We start from the raw sequence: 15,420 nt of genomic DNA on the forward strand, positions 1-15,420 counted from the left end.
AGTTCTCGCATCGGCTCGCTGCCGTTCTTCCCCAGCTCGTTCATTCCATGCCTTGCGGAGCAGTCCTGCCGCAGGGCAGGGGGTTGCACGCGCCGTTCATTTGTCATCTCTCACCGACCGCAAAGGAAAGCTCCCCATGAACCTCGTCTTTTCACTGCGTGGCCTCGCGGCCGCTTTCATCCTCGTCACCCTGGCCGCCTGTGGCGGCGGCAGCGGCAACTCGGGCGTGGGCGTTACCACGCCATCAACGCCCGGCACGCAGACCCCGACATCGTCCACGCCGCAGACGCCGGCCGCCCCGGTGCTGAGCTGTGCGCCCTGAGCGCAGAGCAGGACGCTCCGAACGCCTCGCCATTCCTTCCAATTCAAGCGATAGAAAACCATGACGAACTCACTTCCCCGCCGCGACTTCCTGCGCAAATCCGCCGGCACCATCGGTGCTGCCTCTGCGCTGAGCATGCTTCCGCCGGTGATCCGGCGCGCGCTTGCGGCCGATGCCGCGGTCGAGACAGGCACCATCAAGGACATCAAGCACATCGTGATCCTGATGCAGGAGAACCGCAGCTTCGATCACTACTTCGGCACGATGCGCGGCGTACGCGGCTTCGGTGACCGCTTCCCGATTCCGCTGGCCAACGGCAAGTCGGTGTTCTTCCAGCCCAACCCCGCCGGCGGCGCGGAGATCCAGCCCTTTCGTCGCGATTCACGGATCGCCAATGCCCTGATCGGGTCCGGCACGCCGCACAACTTCCCCGACATGCAGGGCGCTTGGCAGCAGGGAAAGATGGATCGCTGGATCCAGTTCAAGAACCAGGCGACGATGGGCTACTACCTGCGCGACGACATTCCGTTCCAGTTCGCGCTGGCCGATGCCTTCACCATCTGCGACGGCTATCACTGCTCGATCCTGACCGGCACCGATCCGAACCGCATCGTGTTCTGGTCGGGCTCCAACTTCAACCCGGAACTGCGCAAGCAGGGCATCAACAGCACGGACGCCGACGGCGAGCCCGTCAACTCGCGCTGCTGGCCGAGTCCTTCCAATTGGGTCGCGGGCCGGGCGCAGCAGGCCGACGGGTCGGGCCAGATCGATCCGAGCACGAGTGCCTACAACTACAAGTACGTCAACACCGCCTTCAAGTGGGACACGCTGCCGGACGTTCTCGAAAAGGCGGGCATCACCTGGCACATCTACCAGAACATGAACAACAACTGGACGGGCGCCATGCACGGCTGCCTCGCCTTCCAGAGCTTCCGTACCGCGCAACCGGGTTCGTCGATCTATGAGCATGGCCTGACGGGCGGTCCCGCGACGGCCGACGGCGCGATCAATTTCCTCGCGCAGCTCAAGCAGGACGTGATGAACGGCACGCTGCCGCAGGTCTCCTGGGTGCTGCCCACGCAGGCGCTGGCCGAGCATCCCGGCAGCAGCGAAGGTGTTGCCGGTGCGGCCGACTTCATCTCGGACGTGCTCGAAGCACTGACGTCCAATCCGGCGGTCTGGAGCAAGACGGCGCTCTTCGTGACCTTCGACGAGAACGACGGCTTCTTCGACCACCTGGCGATGCCGGCGGTGCCGTCGTATGACGCGAGTGGCGCGCTCATGGGCAAGTCCACTGTGGCGCTGGACGGTGAGTATTTCGATGCATCCGTGGGCAGCTACCTGAACGCAGCCGACACCATCAGCGGCAAGACGCGCCCGTGGGGCCTGAGCTCGCGCGTGCCGATGTACGTGGTGTCGCCGTGGAGCAAGGGCGGCTGGGTCAACTCGCAGGTGTTCGACCACACCTCGATGGGCCGCTTCCTGGAGCAGCGCTTCGGCATCACGGTGGACGCGATCAGCCCGTGGCATCGCGCGGTCTGCGGCGATCTCACCTCCTGCTTCGACTTCGTGAGCCCGAACGACCCGACCGTCCCCAAGCTGCCCGACATGAGCAACTTCGCCGCGATCAATGCGGCGCAGAGGCTGCTGCCGACGACGTCCGTGACCACCGCGCCCGCCACGCCGCAGCCGCTCTACCAGGAGACCGGCACGCGCCTCTCTCGCGCGCTGCCCTACGAACTGCACACCAGCGCGCGCGTCGAGAGCAATGGCACCGTGTCGCTGATCTTCGCGAACTCCGGCAAGCAAGGCTCGGTGTTCCACGTCTACGACAAGCTGCATCTCGACCTCATCCCGCGCCGTTACACGGTGGAAGCCGCCAAGCAACTGCAGGACGCGTGGAACCCCGGCGCTACCGACAGCGGCAAGTACGAGCTGTGGGTCTACGGCACCAACGGCTATGTCCGCACCTTCAAGGGCGACGCCATTGCATGGAACTCAGCCGACTTCAAGCCCGAGGTGCAGGTCTGCTATGAGCCGGCGACGGGCGCGATCTACCTCAAGGTCCACAACACCGGCCGCGCGGCCGGCCGTGTGACGGTGCAGGCCAATGCATATCGCACCGACGGCCCCTGGACGCTCGACGTGGGCGCTGGCGCCACCGGCCAGCTCAACTGGAACCTCGACGCCAGCGGCCACTGGTACGACTTCACCGTGAGCGCCGACAACTTCGAGCGCCGCTTCGCCGGCCGTGTCGAAACAGGCAAGGCCGGCGTGAGCGACCCTGCGATGGCATTGCACCTGCAGGGCTGATCGTCAACTCACTGCGAAGAGCGCTTCAGGTGGTCGATCAGGCGCTTGCCTGCCGCCTGGAGCGATTCGTAGGAGCGAATCACGATCGCATGGCGCCGATGGGCCCACGGCTCATCGAGCTCGACGATCTTGAGGTTCATCGCGCTCGCATAGAGCTGCGCCATCTTCTGCGGCAGCATGCCGATGCCCAGGCCCGCCTGCACCATCGCGGCGAGCGCGTCATAGGTGTGCACCTGCATCCGGCAGCGCCACGCCTTGTCGAGTTCCGCCGCGGCGCGCTGGATCTGCAGGTTGATCTGGCTGCCGGTGTGCAGCCCGACATAGTCGTAGTTCAGCGTCTCGGCGAACTTCACCGAAGCCTTGTCGGCCAGCGAATGGTCTTGCGGCACTGTCAGCACGAGGCGGTCCTCGCGATAGGGGATCACTTCCAGGCCGCTGACCTTGGGTCCCTCCACGATGAGCCCGATGTCGCAGGCGTTCTCCTGCACGGCGCTCAGGACGGCCGTGCTCACCTTTTCCTCCAGATGCACGTCGATGAGCGGGTGCTTCTTCAGGAAGCTCTGCAGGTCGTTCGGCAAGAACTGCGTCAACGTCGAGAGATTGGATGCGATGCGCACATGACCCGTGAGCGATTGCGTCGCGCCGAGCTTGCCGTCGGCAAAGATCAGCGGGCGAATGCCTTCGTCGACGCGCACTGCGCTCACGCGACCGATCACCACCGAGTGGGTTCCGAAGGGCACCACGCTGTCGATGTCGCAGAAGAGATTGCTCTGCGCATCTTCGAGGTACGGCATGCCGCCGTCTTCGGTGCGCCATTCACCGACCTCGAAGCGTGCGTCGCCCTTGAGCCGGCCGCTGAAGGCGGACACCAGGTCCTCGTGCTCGGTGGTCAGCACATTCACGCAGAAGCGGCCGCGGCCCATCAAGGCGGGATGGATGCTCGCGCTGTGGTTGACGCAGATCAGGAGCGACGGCGGGTCCATCGTCAGCGAGTTCACAGCGGTCGCCGTCATGCCGTAGCGATTGCCGTTGACGTCGGCGGTGCTGATGATCGTCACGGTGGACGCAAGCCGGCGCATGGCGCGCTTGAACTCCGACGTCACCTGGGCGCTGTCGGCGAGAGAGGTCGTCATGGCGAACTCCAGAGAGGTTTGACGAATCAGCGCGACGTTCTCAGGCGAGCGCGGGCTGGCGGCTGGCGCTCGCGGCTGCGGGCGTTGCCGCAGGCGCCTTGCGCAGACCGGCCTGCACGAGCAGCGGCATCACCTTCTCGTTCCAGTAGGGCAGTTCCTGGTTGTAGTCGACCATGGTGATCAGCGAGCCATCGACGCCGGTCTTCGACATCTCCAGCATGCGGTCGACGATCTGCTCCGGCGTGCCGACGAGCGGGTAGCCGCCCCAGCCGGCGATGAAGTTGCGGCGGAACTTGTCCATGTAGTCGGGCGAGTACGAGCCGCTTTCCACACCGAAGACCTTGCAGATGTTGTCGGCGGCTTCCCAGTCACCCTTCTGGTTGACGTAGTAGTCGTAGTACTCCTTGGCCTCTTTCTCGGTGTCGCGCGCGACGGCGTAGCTGTAGGTAAAGGTGCCGATCTCACGCTTGTATTGGTCCCAGGCGAGCTTCTTCATTTCCTTGACCCAGGCGGCCGCCTTGTCGAGGCCTTCTTCCTCGATGACCGAGAAGTTGATGTCGCAGAACTTGGCGGCGAACTCACGGCCCTTGCCTGAAGAACCGGCGCTGATGAGCACCGGGCGTGGCTTCTGGAAGGGCTTGGGGTCCGCGAAGCCCTGCTTTACCGACAGGAACTGGCCTTCGTAGTCGAACCACTGCTCGGTCCAGAGCTTCTCGACGATCTCGACCCACTCGGTGGCGTATTCGTAGCGGGTGTCGTGCTCCATCATCTTGCGGCCGAACATTTCCATCTCGGGCGTGAACCAGCCGCACACCATGTTGATGCCGAAGCGGCCCTTGGAAATGCGATCGATCGTGGTGCCCATCTTGGCCGCCACGATGGGGTGGATGGTCGGCACGTGCGACGTGGCGAACAGGAAGATCTTCTTCGTCACCGCGGCCAGCGAAGCGGCCCAGGTGTAGGTTTCCATGCAATTGCCGTTGAAGTTGCTCGGCCCGCCGAAGCCGCGCCAGCGTGCGATCGGCACCATGCACTCCCAGCCTGCGGCCTCGAGAATCTCGGCGATTTCCTTGTTCTTCTCGAAGGTCGGCTCGAAGCTCGTCTCTGCCAGCGTCATCGCGCATGCGTTCGAACAGTTCGAGCCGAAGATGCCCAGCTTGAACTTGTTGTCGTTGAACATCGGGTTGCCGGCTTCACGGAATGCGTCGAGGTTGGTGGTCATGGCGTGTCTCCTTGGATGCAGGTGGATGGAAGTGCGGATTCAGGAAGCGCTGCGGGCGGGCTGCAGCATTTGTGCGAGTTCGTCGACCGTGCGATCGATGCGCGCCTGGAAGGCCGGAACCAGCCGTTCGGGCGATTCGAAATCCGGCTGCAGCGCATAGAGGCCGCGCGTTGCCACACTGCAGTCGAAGAAGAGGAACAGGGGCCGCAGGTGGTAGTCGATCACCGAGGCGTGATGCGGGGCTGCGCCGGTCGCCGTCACGATGACCGGCTTGCGGGCCAGCGCCGTCATGTCGAACAGGTCGAACAGGTGCTTGAACAGACCGGTGTAGGCGCCCTTGTAGACGGCCGTGCCGACCACCAGTGCGTCGGCCTTCTGGATGGCGTCGAGGATCGCTTCGACCTCCGGATGCGCCTTCGCGCGCTCGCTCGTCTGGCCGAACGTCGCTCCCGCATCGATCAGGTCGAAGATGGCCGTCTGCCCGAGGCCGCGAGCGCTCGCCGTGTCCAGCACCGCCTGCACCAGGGTACGGGTGCGGGAGGGGCGGGCGAGATTGCCGCTGAAACCGACGATGCGCAACGCCATTCGCGTCTCCGTTGAGTCCATCGCAGGGAACGTTTTCCCGATGCGACATGGAGGCGAATGCTATGGACGGGTGCGCGAAGCCTGAAGCTGATTCTGGGCAAACCGGGCATGACGAAATTCGTGGGGGCCCCTTGCAAACATTCGTCACCTTTTGCTGGATCTGGTGAAAACTTTGTCCGCGAAGCTCTACATGCCACGCCAACAGGAGAGACCATGACGCACATCAATCCCTACGCGCTGGGGTTGGACAAGAACGCGGCGAACTTCGTCGCGCTGTCGCCGCTGAGCTTCATCGAGCGGGCCGCCCACGTCTATCCGCAGCGCACGGCCCTCATCTACGGCAGCCTGCGCCGCAGCTGGGCCGAGACCTATGCGCGCTGCCGGCGGCTGGCCGGCGCGCTCGCCGCGCGCGGCATCGGCCCCGGGGACACGGTCGCTGTGATGCTGCCGAACACACCGGCCATGTTCGAGGCGCACTTCGGCGTGCCGATGAGCGGCGCGGTGCTCAACACCCTGAACACGCGCCTGGATGCCTCGGCCATCGCCTTCATGCTGGAGCACGGCGAGGCCAGGGTGCTGCTGACCGACCGCGAGTTCTCCGGCGTGGTCGCACAGGCGTTGTCCTCGCTGGGCAACCGCCGGCCGCTGGTGATCGAGGTCGAGGACGACGGCGCGCCACCCGGCCAGCGCCTGGGCGAGATCGACTACGAGAGCTTCCTCGCCGAAGGCGACCCGCACTATGCATGGCAGTTGCCGGCCGACGAATGGGACGCCATCGCGCTGAACTACACCTCCGGCACCACTGGCAATCCAAAGGGCGTGGTCACCCACCATCGCGGTGCCTACCTGAACGCCGCGAGCAACGCCATTGCCTGGAACATGCCCGACGGATCGGTCTATCTGTGGACCCTGCCGATGTTCCATTGCAACGGCTGGTGCTTTCCGTGGGCGTTGGCGCTTTCCGCGGGCACGAGCGTGTGCCTGCGCCGCATCGATCCCGCGCAGGTCTATGCGCTCATCCGGGAGCACCACGTGACCCGCATGTGCGGCGCGCCGATCGTCTACAGCATGATGATCAACGCGCCGGCCGAGCTGCGCGAGGGCATCGGCCACGCCATCCGGGGGCTGGTCGCGGGTGCGGCGCCACCGGCCGCGATCATCGAGGGCTGCGAGGCGGCGGGCATCGAACTCACGCATGTCTACGGCCTGACGGAGGTCTACGGCCCGTCGGCCATCTGCGCCAAGCAGCCGGGCTGGAAGGCGCTTTCCGTCATGGAGCGTGCGCGGCTCAACAGCCGGCAGGGCGTGCCTTATCCCTTGCAGGAGGCGGTGACGGTGCTGGACCCGCAGACCATGCAGCCGGTGCCGGCCGACGGCGAAACCATCGGCGAGATCATGTTCCGCGGCAATGCCGTGATGAAGGGCTACCTGAAGAACCCGGGTGCCACCGAGGAGGCCTTCGCGGGCGGCTGGTTCCACACCGGCGACCTCGGCGTGCTGCATCCCGATGGCTACGTGAAGATCACCGATCGAAGCAAGGACGTGATCATCTCGGGCGGCGAGAACATCTCCTCGATCGAGGTCGAGGATGCACTGCACCACCACCCGGCCGTGCTGAGCGCTGCAGTGGTGGCCCTGCCCGATGCCAAGTGGGGCGAGGTGCCCTGTGCCTTCGTGGAACTCAAGGCGGGCGTGTCGGTCACCGAGGCAGAGCTCATCGACTTCTGCCGGCCGCATCTGGCGCGCTTCAAGCTGCCCAAGCGCATCGTTTTCGGCGAGCTGCCAAAGACCTCCACCGGGAAGATCCAGAAGTTCGTGCTGCGCGAGCGCGTGCGCTCGACCAGCGCGATCGACGACACCGGCCCAATCTGACAGGATTGTCATTTCGCTGTCAGCCTGGCGTTCCGGGTGGCCACCTAGAGTGGCCGCATGCGAATACTGTGTCTGGCCCTGGCCGCATCACTGACGGCTTGCGCTGTCGGACCCGATTACCAGCGCCCCTCTCTGCCAGAGGGTGTTTCGGCGCCCGCCTTTAAGGAGGGCGATGACTGGAAGCCCGCAGCGCCCGGCAGCGTCGATGCCGGCCAGCCTTGGTGGACGGCATTCGGCGACACCCGCCTGAACGACCTGGTCGACGAGGCCAATCGCGCCAACCAGGATGTGCGCGTGGCCGAGGCGCAATACCGCGAAGCGCAGGCGCTTGTGCAGAACGCGCGCTCGGCGCTCTTCCCGACACTGGAGGCCGATGCCTCAGTGGGTCGGGGGCAGAGCCAGACGGTGCTCGGCCCGAAACTCGGCAATTCGCACGCATGGTCGCTCCAGGCCGGCTGGGAGGCCGATCTCTGGGGTCGCGTGCGACGCGGGATCGAAGGCGCGAGCGACAGCGCACAGGCCAGCGAGGCCGATCTCGCCGCCGCGCGCCTGGCGGTCCAGGCCGAGGTCGTCAACGACTACATCCTGCTGCGCGTGGCCGACACCCAGCAGCAGCTCTACGCGCGCACGGTCGAGGCCTATCAGAAGTCGCTGCAGATCACGCAGAGCCAGTACCGCGGCGGCGTCGCCTCGCGCGCCGATGTCGAGCTCGCGAACACCACGCTGCAATCGACGCAGGCGCAAGCCATCGACATCGAACTCGCGCGCCGGCAAGCGGAGCACGCCATCGCGGTGCTGCTGGGCCGGACGCCGGCCGGCTTCTCGATCGCGCCGGAGAGCTTTGCGCTCACGCTGCCGCAGGTGCCTGCCGTGGTGCCTTCGGAGCTGCTGGAGCGCCGGCCCGATATTTCCGCCGCGGAACGCCGCGTCGCTTCGGCAAACGCGAGCATTGGTGTTGCGCAGGCCGCGCGGTATCCGACGCTCGGGCTCTCGGCGGCGGGCGGCTTCAGCGGTTCGGGCTTCGGGCCCTGGTTCGCGACACCCGACCGGGTCTGGGCGCTCGGCGCCGCGCTCGCTGGCACGATCTTCGACGGCGGCCTGCGTGCCTCGCAGGTCGAGCAGGCGCGTGCGGTCTTCGATGCGTCCGCAGCGACGTACCGCAAGACCGTGCTGTCCGGTTTCCAGGAAGTCGAAGACAACCTCGCTGCGCTCAGCCTGCTCGCGCAAGAGCGTGGGGTGCAGGACGGCGCAGTGCGCTCGGCGCGCAATGCCGAGCGCGTCACCCTGAGCCAGTACCGCGCCGGCACCGCGCCGTACCTCGCAGTCATCACCGCGCAGGCGCTCGCATTGAACAACGAACGAACCGCACTGCAGTTGCAGGGCCGTCAATACGCCGCCAGCGTGGCGCTCACCAAGGCCGTCGGCGGCGGCTGGGACGCGAGCCAGCTCCAGGCCAGCTCGGGCGCGAGTCCGAGGGCCACCTCCGCCGCAGCCGGCCCGGCGGCCTCGACCAACGAATGAACGACATGGATACCCCTACACCCCAAGCCCAGCCGCCCCGGCGCCGGTGGCTCTCCGGCACGATCGCCCTGGTGGCCGTGCTGATCATTGCCGCGGGCGCCTGGCGCATGTGGCGGCCGCACGCTGCGCCGACTGCAGGCCCGCCGCCCGTGCCTGCGAGCACGGCACGCGTGGCTAGCGAAACCGTGCCGATCGCGCGCACCGGCGTCGGCACCGTGATGACGGTTGCGTCGGTTACGGTGCGCACGCGCATCGACGGCCAGCTCGACAGCGTGGAGTTCAAGGAAGGGCAGGACGTGAAGGCCGGGCAGGTGCTCGCGCGCATCGATCCGCGCACCTACCAGGCGCAGCTCGAACAGAGCCTTGCGCAGAAGTCCAAGGATGAAGCCCAGCTCGCCAATGCGCGCGCCGACCTTCAACGCTATGGCGACCTGATCAAGGAAGACGCGACCACGCAGCAGACGCTGGACACGCAACGCGCGCTGGTCAACCAGCTGCAGGCGGCGGTGAAGAGCGACGATGCGCAGATCCATCTCGCGCAGGTGCAGCTCGGCTACACGACGATCACCGCGCCGCTCGGCGGGCGCGTCGGCGCGCGGCTGGTCGATCCGGGCAACATCGTGCACGCGGCTGACGCCAACGGGCTGCTGGTCATCAACCAGATCGACCCGATCGCTGTGCAGTTCACCCTGCCCGAGAGCAGCTTCCAGGCCGTGAACAAGGCACTCAACACGCAGCACGAGCCGTTGCGTGTCGACGCCATCGATCGCGATACGCACGAGGTGCTCGCGACCGGCAAGCTGGTGCTGCTGAACAACCAGATCGACACCACGACGGGCACCATCGCAATGAAGGCGCAGTTCACGAACTCAGAGCACAAGCTGTGGCCTGGCCAGTCGGTCGATGCGCGGCTGGTGCTCGGCGAGCGCGCCGATGCGCTCACCATGCCTTCGGCTGCGGTGCAGCGCAGCCAGGACGGCTTCTTCGTCTACGTCGTGGGTGCGGATGAAAAGGTCAGCGTGCAGCCGATCGAAGTGGCCGACACGATCGGCGGCAAGACAGTGATCGCCAAGGGCCTCTCCGCCGGCGATCGCGTCGTGACCGACGGACAGTACCGCCTGACGCCTGGCGCGCGCATCACCGAGCGGCAGCAGGGCGGCAGCATCAACGGCCCGGCCGAGGTCGCAAAGGCCGACAAGGCCGAAGGAGAAAGGCGTTGAGCATCTCCGCTGCCTTCATCAAGCGCCCGATCGGCACGTCGCTGCTCGCCGCGGCGCTGCTGCTGATCGGCCTCGTCGCATGGCCGCTGCTGCCGGTGGCACCGCTGCCGCAGGTCGACTTCCCGACGATCCAGGTCACGGGCCGATTACCGGGCGCGAGTCCGGAGACGATGGCGGCGAGCGTTGCGCAGCCGCTGGAGCGGCAGTTCTCGCTGATCCCGGGGCTGTCGCAGATGACCTCGAGCAGCTCGCTCGGGCTCTCGCAGATCACCTTGCAGTTCGACCTCGACCGCAACATCGACGCCGCCGCGCTCGACGTGCAGAGCGCCATCAACGCCGCCGGCGGCCAGTTGCCGCAGAACCTGCCCAGCCCTCCGAGCTTCCGCAAGATCAACCCGGCCGATTCGGCGGTGCTGATCCTGGGGGTGCAGTCGAAGGTGCTGCCGCTGATCCAGGTCAACGACTACGCCGACAACGTGCTGGCGCAGCAGATCTCGCGCATTCAGGGCGTGGGGCTGGTCAACATCTTCGGCGTGCAGAAGCCGGCGGTGCGCATCCAGATCGATCCCGCCAAGCTCAAGGCGGTCGGCCTGAGCCTGGAAGACGTGCGCGGCGTGATCGCCAACACCACCGTGAGCCAGCCCACCGGCACCATCGACGGCGACCGGCAGGCGTTCAACGTCTACACCAACGACCAGCTGCTCAAGGCCGCGCCTTGGAATGACATGGTGCTGGCGTGGCGCAACGGCGCGCCGATCCGCGTGCGCGATGTGGGCGTGGCGGTCGATGGGCCCGAGAACGCCAAGGTCTCCGCCTGGGGCTATGCCGGCAAAGGCGCGAGCGAGGACAGCAACATCAGCGATGGCCGCGCGATCATGCTGGCGATCACCAAGCAACCCGGCGCGAACGTGATCGAGACGGTGGACCGCATCCAGGCCGCGCTGCCGAAGCTCAAGGCTTCGATCCCGCCGAGCGTGACGGTCAACACGCTGATCGACCGCACGCAGACCATCCGTGCATCGGTGAAGGACGTGGAGTTCACGCTGCTGCTGTCGATCGCGCTGGTGGTGGCGGTGATCTTCGTCTTCCTGCGCAACCTGACGGTGACCATCATTCCGAGCGTGACGGTCCCGCTCGCGCTGCTGGGGACGGCCGCGGTGATGTACGTGGTGGGCTACAGCCTCGACAACCTCTCGCTCATGGCGCTGACCATCGCGGTCGGCTTCGTGGTGGATGACGCGATCGTGATGCTGGAGAACATCTACCGCCACGTCGAAGCGGGCATGCCGCCGATGGAGGCTGCGCTCAAGGGCGCGGGCGAGATCGGCTTCACCATCGTGTCGATCTCTGTGTCGCTCATCGCGGTGTTCATTCCGCTGCTGCTGATGGGCGGCATCGTCGGGCGTCTCTTCCGCGAGTTCGCGGTGACGGTGACGCTGACCATCGTGGTGTCGGTGCTGATCTCGCTCACGCTCACGCCGATGCTGTGCGCGCGCTTCCTCAAGCCGCACTCGGAGCACGAGAAGCATGGCCGGCTCTACCAGTGGTTCGAGGACGGCTTCGACGCGATGCTGAACGGCTACAAACGTGGTCTTGCCGTGGTGCTGCGGCATCCGTTCATCACGCTGATGAGCTTCATCGCGACGGTGGCTGCAACGGTGGTGCTCTTCATCGCGATCCCCAAGGGCTTCTTCCCGCAGCAGGACACCGGCTTCATCTTCGGCTCGGCCGACTCCGCACAGGATTCGTCGTCGCAGGCGATGCATGACCGCATGCTCAAGCTCGCCGACATCATTCGCGACGATCCGGACATCACCAGCTTCGGCATGCAGGCCGGCGCGAGCACCTTCAACTCGGGCAACTTCTTCATCGGCCTCAGGCCCAAGGACGAAGGGCGCACCGCCAGTGCCGACGAGATCATCGCGAGGCTGCGGCCCAAGCTGGCGCCGGTGCAGGGCATCACGCTCTACATGCAGGCCGGGCAGGACATCAACGTGGGCGGCCGACTGTCGCGCACGCAGTACCAGTACACGCTGACCGACTCGAACCTCGACGAGCTCAACCAGTGGGCGCCGAAGCTGCTCGCGAAACTGCGGCAACTGCCGGGGCTCACCGATGTGACCTCCGACCAGCAGAACGCCGCGCCGACCGCGATGGTGACCATCGACCGCCAGCGCGCATCGAGCTACGGCATCACGCCGGCCATGGTCGATGCCACGATCTACGACGCGGTCGGCCAGCGCCAGGTGGCGCAGTACTTCACGCAGCTCAACAGCTACAACGTGGTGCTGGAGGTCACGCCCGAACTCCAGCGCGATCCGACGCTGTTCGATCACCTCTACCTGACCTCGCCGATCAACGGCCAGCAGGTGCCGCTGTCGACCTTCGTCAAGCTGGACACCAGCCACACGGGCTATCTCGCGATCAGCCACCAGGGCCAGTTCCCGGCGGTGACGCTGTCGTTCAACCTGCGGCCGGGTACGTCGCTGGGGCAGGCGGTGGACGCCATCAATGCCGCGCAGGCGCAGATGGGCGTGCCAGCCACGCTGAGCGGCACCTTCCAGGGCACCGCGCAGGCCTTCGGTGACTCGCTGCGCACGCAGCCTTACCTGATCCTGGCCGCGCTCGTGTCGGTCTACATCGTGCTCGGGCTGCTGTACGAGAGCTACATCCATCCGCTGACGATCCTCTCGACACTGCCGTCGGCGGGCGTGGGTGCGTTGCTGATCCTGATGGCCGGCGGGTACGATCTGAGCGTGATTGCGCTGATCGGGATCATTCTGCTGATCGGCATCGTGAAGAAGAACGGAATCATGATGGTCGACTTTGCCCTGCACGCCGAGCGCGACAGGGGCATGTCGCCGCGCGACGCCATCTTCGAGGCCTGCGTGTTGCGCTTCAGGCCGATCATGATGACCACCATGTGTGCGCTGCTCAGCGGCCTGCCGCTGATGCTCGGGCACGGTTCGGGCTCGGAGCTGCGCCGGCCGCTGGGCTACGCGATGGTCGGCGGGCTCATCCTTTCGCAGATGCTGACGCTGTTCACCACGCCCGTGATCTACCTCTACCTCGACCGTGCGCACCACTGGTACGTGCGCCGCAAGGAAGCCCGCCGGCAGCGCCGGCTGCCTGATGCGCCCAACGCACCCGACGCACCCGTGGGAGCCATCGCCGAATGAAAGTGCTGATCGTCGAAGACGAACGCAAGACCGCCGACTACCTCTCACAGGGGTTGACCGAGCAGGGCTGCACTGTCGATCTCGCCTTCGACGGCATCGACGGACAGCACATGGCGCTGCACTACGACTTCGACGTGATCGTGCTCGACGTGATGCTGCCGGGGCTGGACGGCTTCTCGATCCTGAAGTCGCTGCGCAGCGTGAAGAACACGCCGGTCATCATGCTCACCGCGCGCGACGGCGTCGCCGACCGGGTGCGGGGCCTGCAGGCGGGGGCGGACGACTACCTCGTCAAGCCTTTCTCGTTTCTCGAACTGCTCGCGCGGCTGCAGGCGCTCACGCGGCGCGGACGCACCCATGAATCGACCCTGCTGCGCGTGGGCGACCTGCGCGTGGACCTCATCAGCCGCAAGGCCTGGCGGCAGGACCAGCGCATCGACCTGACGGCCAAGGAGTTCGCGCTGCTCGCGGTGCTTGCCAGGCGGCAGGGCGAGATCCTGTCCAAGACCGTGATCGCCGAGCTGGTCTGGGACATGAATTTCGACAGCAACACCAATGTGGTCGAAGTCGCCATCAAGCGCCTGCGCACCAAGATCGATGCACCCTTCGGCCACAGCCTGCTGCACACCATCCGGGGCATGGGCTACGTCCTGGAGGACCGCGGCGGTACGGAGCCGGAATGAAGAACTCGATCGCCACCCGACTGGCGCTGATGTTCGCCGCCGCGGCACTCGCGGGCTTTGCGCTGCTCGGCTTCGCGCTGCACCACGTGCTCGCGGGCGAGTTGCTGCGTCACCAGCATGCGCAGATCGATGCGCGCCTGGAGGACATCTCGTACATGCTCCAGCACGGCCGGGCAACGAACCTCGGCGAACGCATCCGCGAGAAGCTCGACACCCTCGGCAGTGCCGACCCGCGCACCCGCACCTGGATGTGGAGCGAGGACCCGGCCTATCGCTTCGGCGATGACGCTGCAGATGTCATGGCAGCGCTCGACGAGGGCCAGGACACGGCCGTCGTGCGGATACCGGATTCCACGAAGACGCGCCGCATGCGCGTGCACGGCCAGACGATGCCCGCGACCGAGACGCGTCCGGCGGTGCGTTTCATGGCCGGCGTCGATGCGCAGCCCTTCCGCGACACGCTGCGCACCTTCGAGACCGCACTGCTGCTGCTGACCTTGGCCGGCACGGGATTGGCGGCGGCGCTGGGCTACTGGATCGCGCGCATCGGGCTCGCGCCGGTGGAGCGGCTTTCGGAAGAGGCGCAGCGGATCGGCCCGGACAACCGGGCGTTGCGCCTGCAACTCCCCGCGCTGCCGCGCGAGCTGGCGCGACTCGGTGTCTCGTTCAACGCCGCGCTCGACCGGCTCGATGCGGCCTACGCGCAGCTCGCGACCTTCAGCGACGACGTGGCGCACGAGCTGCGCACCCCGCTTGCGAACCTGATCGGCCAGACGCAGGTCGCGCTCGCGCGCGACCGCAACGCGCCCGAGCTGCGCGAGGTGCTGCAATCGAACCTGGAAGAGGTGGAGCGCCTGCGCGCCATCGTCGCCGACATGCTGTTCCTCGCGCGTGCGGAGCAGGGCGTGCGTGCGCGCGGCCTGGTGGCGTCGTCGATTGCGCAGGAGGTCGGCAAGACCGTCGAGTTCCTCGACCTGCTGCTCGACGAGGCCGGCATGACGGTGCAGGTGGAAGGCGATGCGGTCGCGCCGATCGAGACATCGCTGTTCCGCCGTGCGCTCACCAACCTGCTGCAGAACGCGATCCAGCACTCACGGCCCGGTGCGGAGGTGCTGGTGCGCATCGGAAGCCATGACCATGCGGCCGAGGTGAGCTTCTCGAACCCGAGCGCGCCGATCGCGCCCGACCAGCTCGCGCGGCTCTTCGACCGGTTCTATCGCATCGACACATCGCGCCGCAACAGCGGCGAGAACCACGGGCTGGGGCTGTCGATCGTGAAGGCGGTGGCGGTGATGCACAACGGCACGGTGTTCGCGCGCTCCGCCGAGGGCATCACGACCGTCGGATTCAGCGTCGCGCTGCAATAGAAG

Annotated in this window: 11 protein-coding genes; 8 read left to right on the forward strand and 3 right to left on the reverse strand. The window is 66.4% G+C overall.

The window, feature by feature from the left end; all coding sequences use genetic code 11:
* Positions 1 to 136 precede the first annotated feature (136 nt).
* Positions 137 to 322, forward strand: coding sequence for a hypothetical protein (locus FHW64_RS31010; RefSeq protein ID WP_184532687.1), 186 nt, complete (start codon positions 137 to 139; stop codon positions 320 to 322).
* Positions 323 to 382: 60 nt separating this feature from the next.
* Entirely contained in the window at positions 383 to 2,635 is a 2,253-nt protein-coding gene (locus tag FHW64_RS31015) for a phosphocholine-specific phospholipase C (RefSeq protein WP_184532696.1), read from the forward strand.
* A gap of 8 nt (positions 2,636 to 2,643) precedes the next feature.
* On the opposite strand, the gene FHW64_RS31020 is transcribed toward FHW64_RS31015, so the two are convergent.
* The 3 genes from FHW64_RS31020 to FHW64_RS31030 are packed head-to-tail and all read right to left on the reverse strand — an operon-like array spanning position 2,644 to position 5,575.
* Entirely contained in the window at positions 2,644 to 3,768 is a 1,125-nt protein-coding gene (locus FHW64_RS31020) for a flavin reductase (RefSeq protein ID WP_184532703.1), read from the reverse strand.
* A 40-nt stretch (positions 3,769 to 3,808) separates the two neighbouring features.
* The gene (locus FHW64_RS31025) at positions 3,809 to 4,990 is read right to left on the reverse strand and encodes an LLM class flavin-dependent oxidoreductase (RefSeq protein ID WP_184532705.1); all 1,182 of its coding nucleotides are present in this window, start codon (positions 4,988 to 4,990) and stop codon (positions 3,809 to 3,811) included.
* Between the two features lie 39 nt (positions 4,991 to 5,029).
* A complete protein-coding gene (locus FHW64_RS31030) occupies positions 5,030 to 5,575 on the reverse strand; it encodes an NAD(P)H-dependent oxidoreductase (protein WP_184532707.1) in 546 nt (181 codons plus the stop codon).
* A gap of 213 nt (positions 5,576 to 5,788) precedes the next feature.
* Here FHW64_RS31030 and FHW64_RS31035 point away from each other — a divergent pair, with 213 nt between their 5' ends.
* Genes FHW64_RS31035 through FHW64_RS31060 form a run of 6 tightly spaced genes read left to right on the forward strand, consistent with a single transcriptional unit; the run spans position 5,789 to position 15,417 of the window.
* Positions 5,789 to 7,447 carry an acyl-CoA synthetase gene (locus FHW64_RS31035; protein WP_184532709.1) on the forward strand — a complete coding sequence of 553 codons (1,659 nt, stop codon included), beginning with the start codon at positions 5,789 to 5,791 and terminating at the stop codon, positions 7,445 to 7,447.
* Positions 7,448 to 7,504: 57 nt separating this feature from the next.
* Complete coding sequence (locus FHW64_RS31040) at positions 7,505 to 8,968, forward strand: efflux transporter outer membrane subunit (protein WP_184532711.1); 1,464 nt, start codon at positions 7,505 to 7,507, stop codon at positions 8,966 to 8,968.
* Between the two features lie 5 nt (positions 8,969 to 8,973).
* On the forward strand, positions 8,974 to 10,188 hold the full coding sequence (locus tag FHW64_RS31045; protein ID WP_184532713.1) for an efflux RND transporter periplasmic adaptor subunit: 1,215 nt from the start codon (positions 8,974 to 8,976) through the stop codon (positions 10,186 to 10,188).
* Positions 10,185 to 13,367 carry an efflux RND transporter permease subunit gene (locus FHW64_RS31050; RefSeq protein ID WP_184532715.1) on the forward strand — a complete coding sequence of 1,061 codons (3,183 nt, stop codon included), beginning with the start codon at positions 10,185 to 10,187 and terminating at the stop codon, positions 13,365 to 13,367. The genes FHW64_RS31045 and FHW64_RS31050 overlap by 4 nt, the downstream gene beginning before the upstream one ends.
* Positions 13,364 to 14,050 carry a heavy metal response regulator transcription factor gene (locus FHW64_RS31055; protein WP_184532717.1) on the forward strand — a complete coding sequence of 229 codons (687 nt, stop codon included), beginning with the start codon at positions 13,364 to 13,366 and terminating at the stop codon, positions 14,048 to 14,050. Before FHW64_RS31050 ends, FHW64_RS31055 begins: the two co-directional genes overlap by 4 nt.
* Positions 14,047 to 15,417 (forward strand): heavy metal sensor histidine kinase, encoded by a 1,371-nt coding sequence (locus FHW64_RS31060; RefSeq protein WP_184532719.1) that lies wholly within the window; start codon positions 14,047 to 14,049, stop codon positions 15,415 to 15,417. Before FHW64_RS31055 ends, FHW64_RS31060 begins: the two co-directional genes overlap by 4 nt.
* The last annotated feature ends 3 nt before the right edge of the window (positions 15,418 to 15,420 follow it).

Origin of the sequence: Variovorax sp. Sphag1AA (assembly GCF_014192575.1) — a bacterium.
In the GTDB taxonomy this organism is placed as follows: domain Bacteria; phylum Pseudomonadota; class Gammaproteobacteria; order Burkholderiales; family Burkholderiaceae_C; genus Variovorax.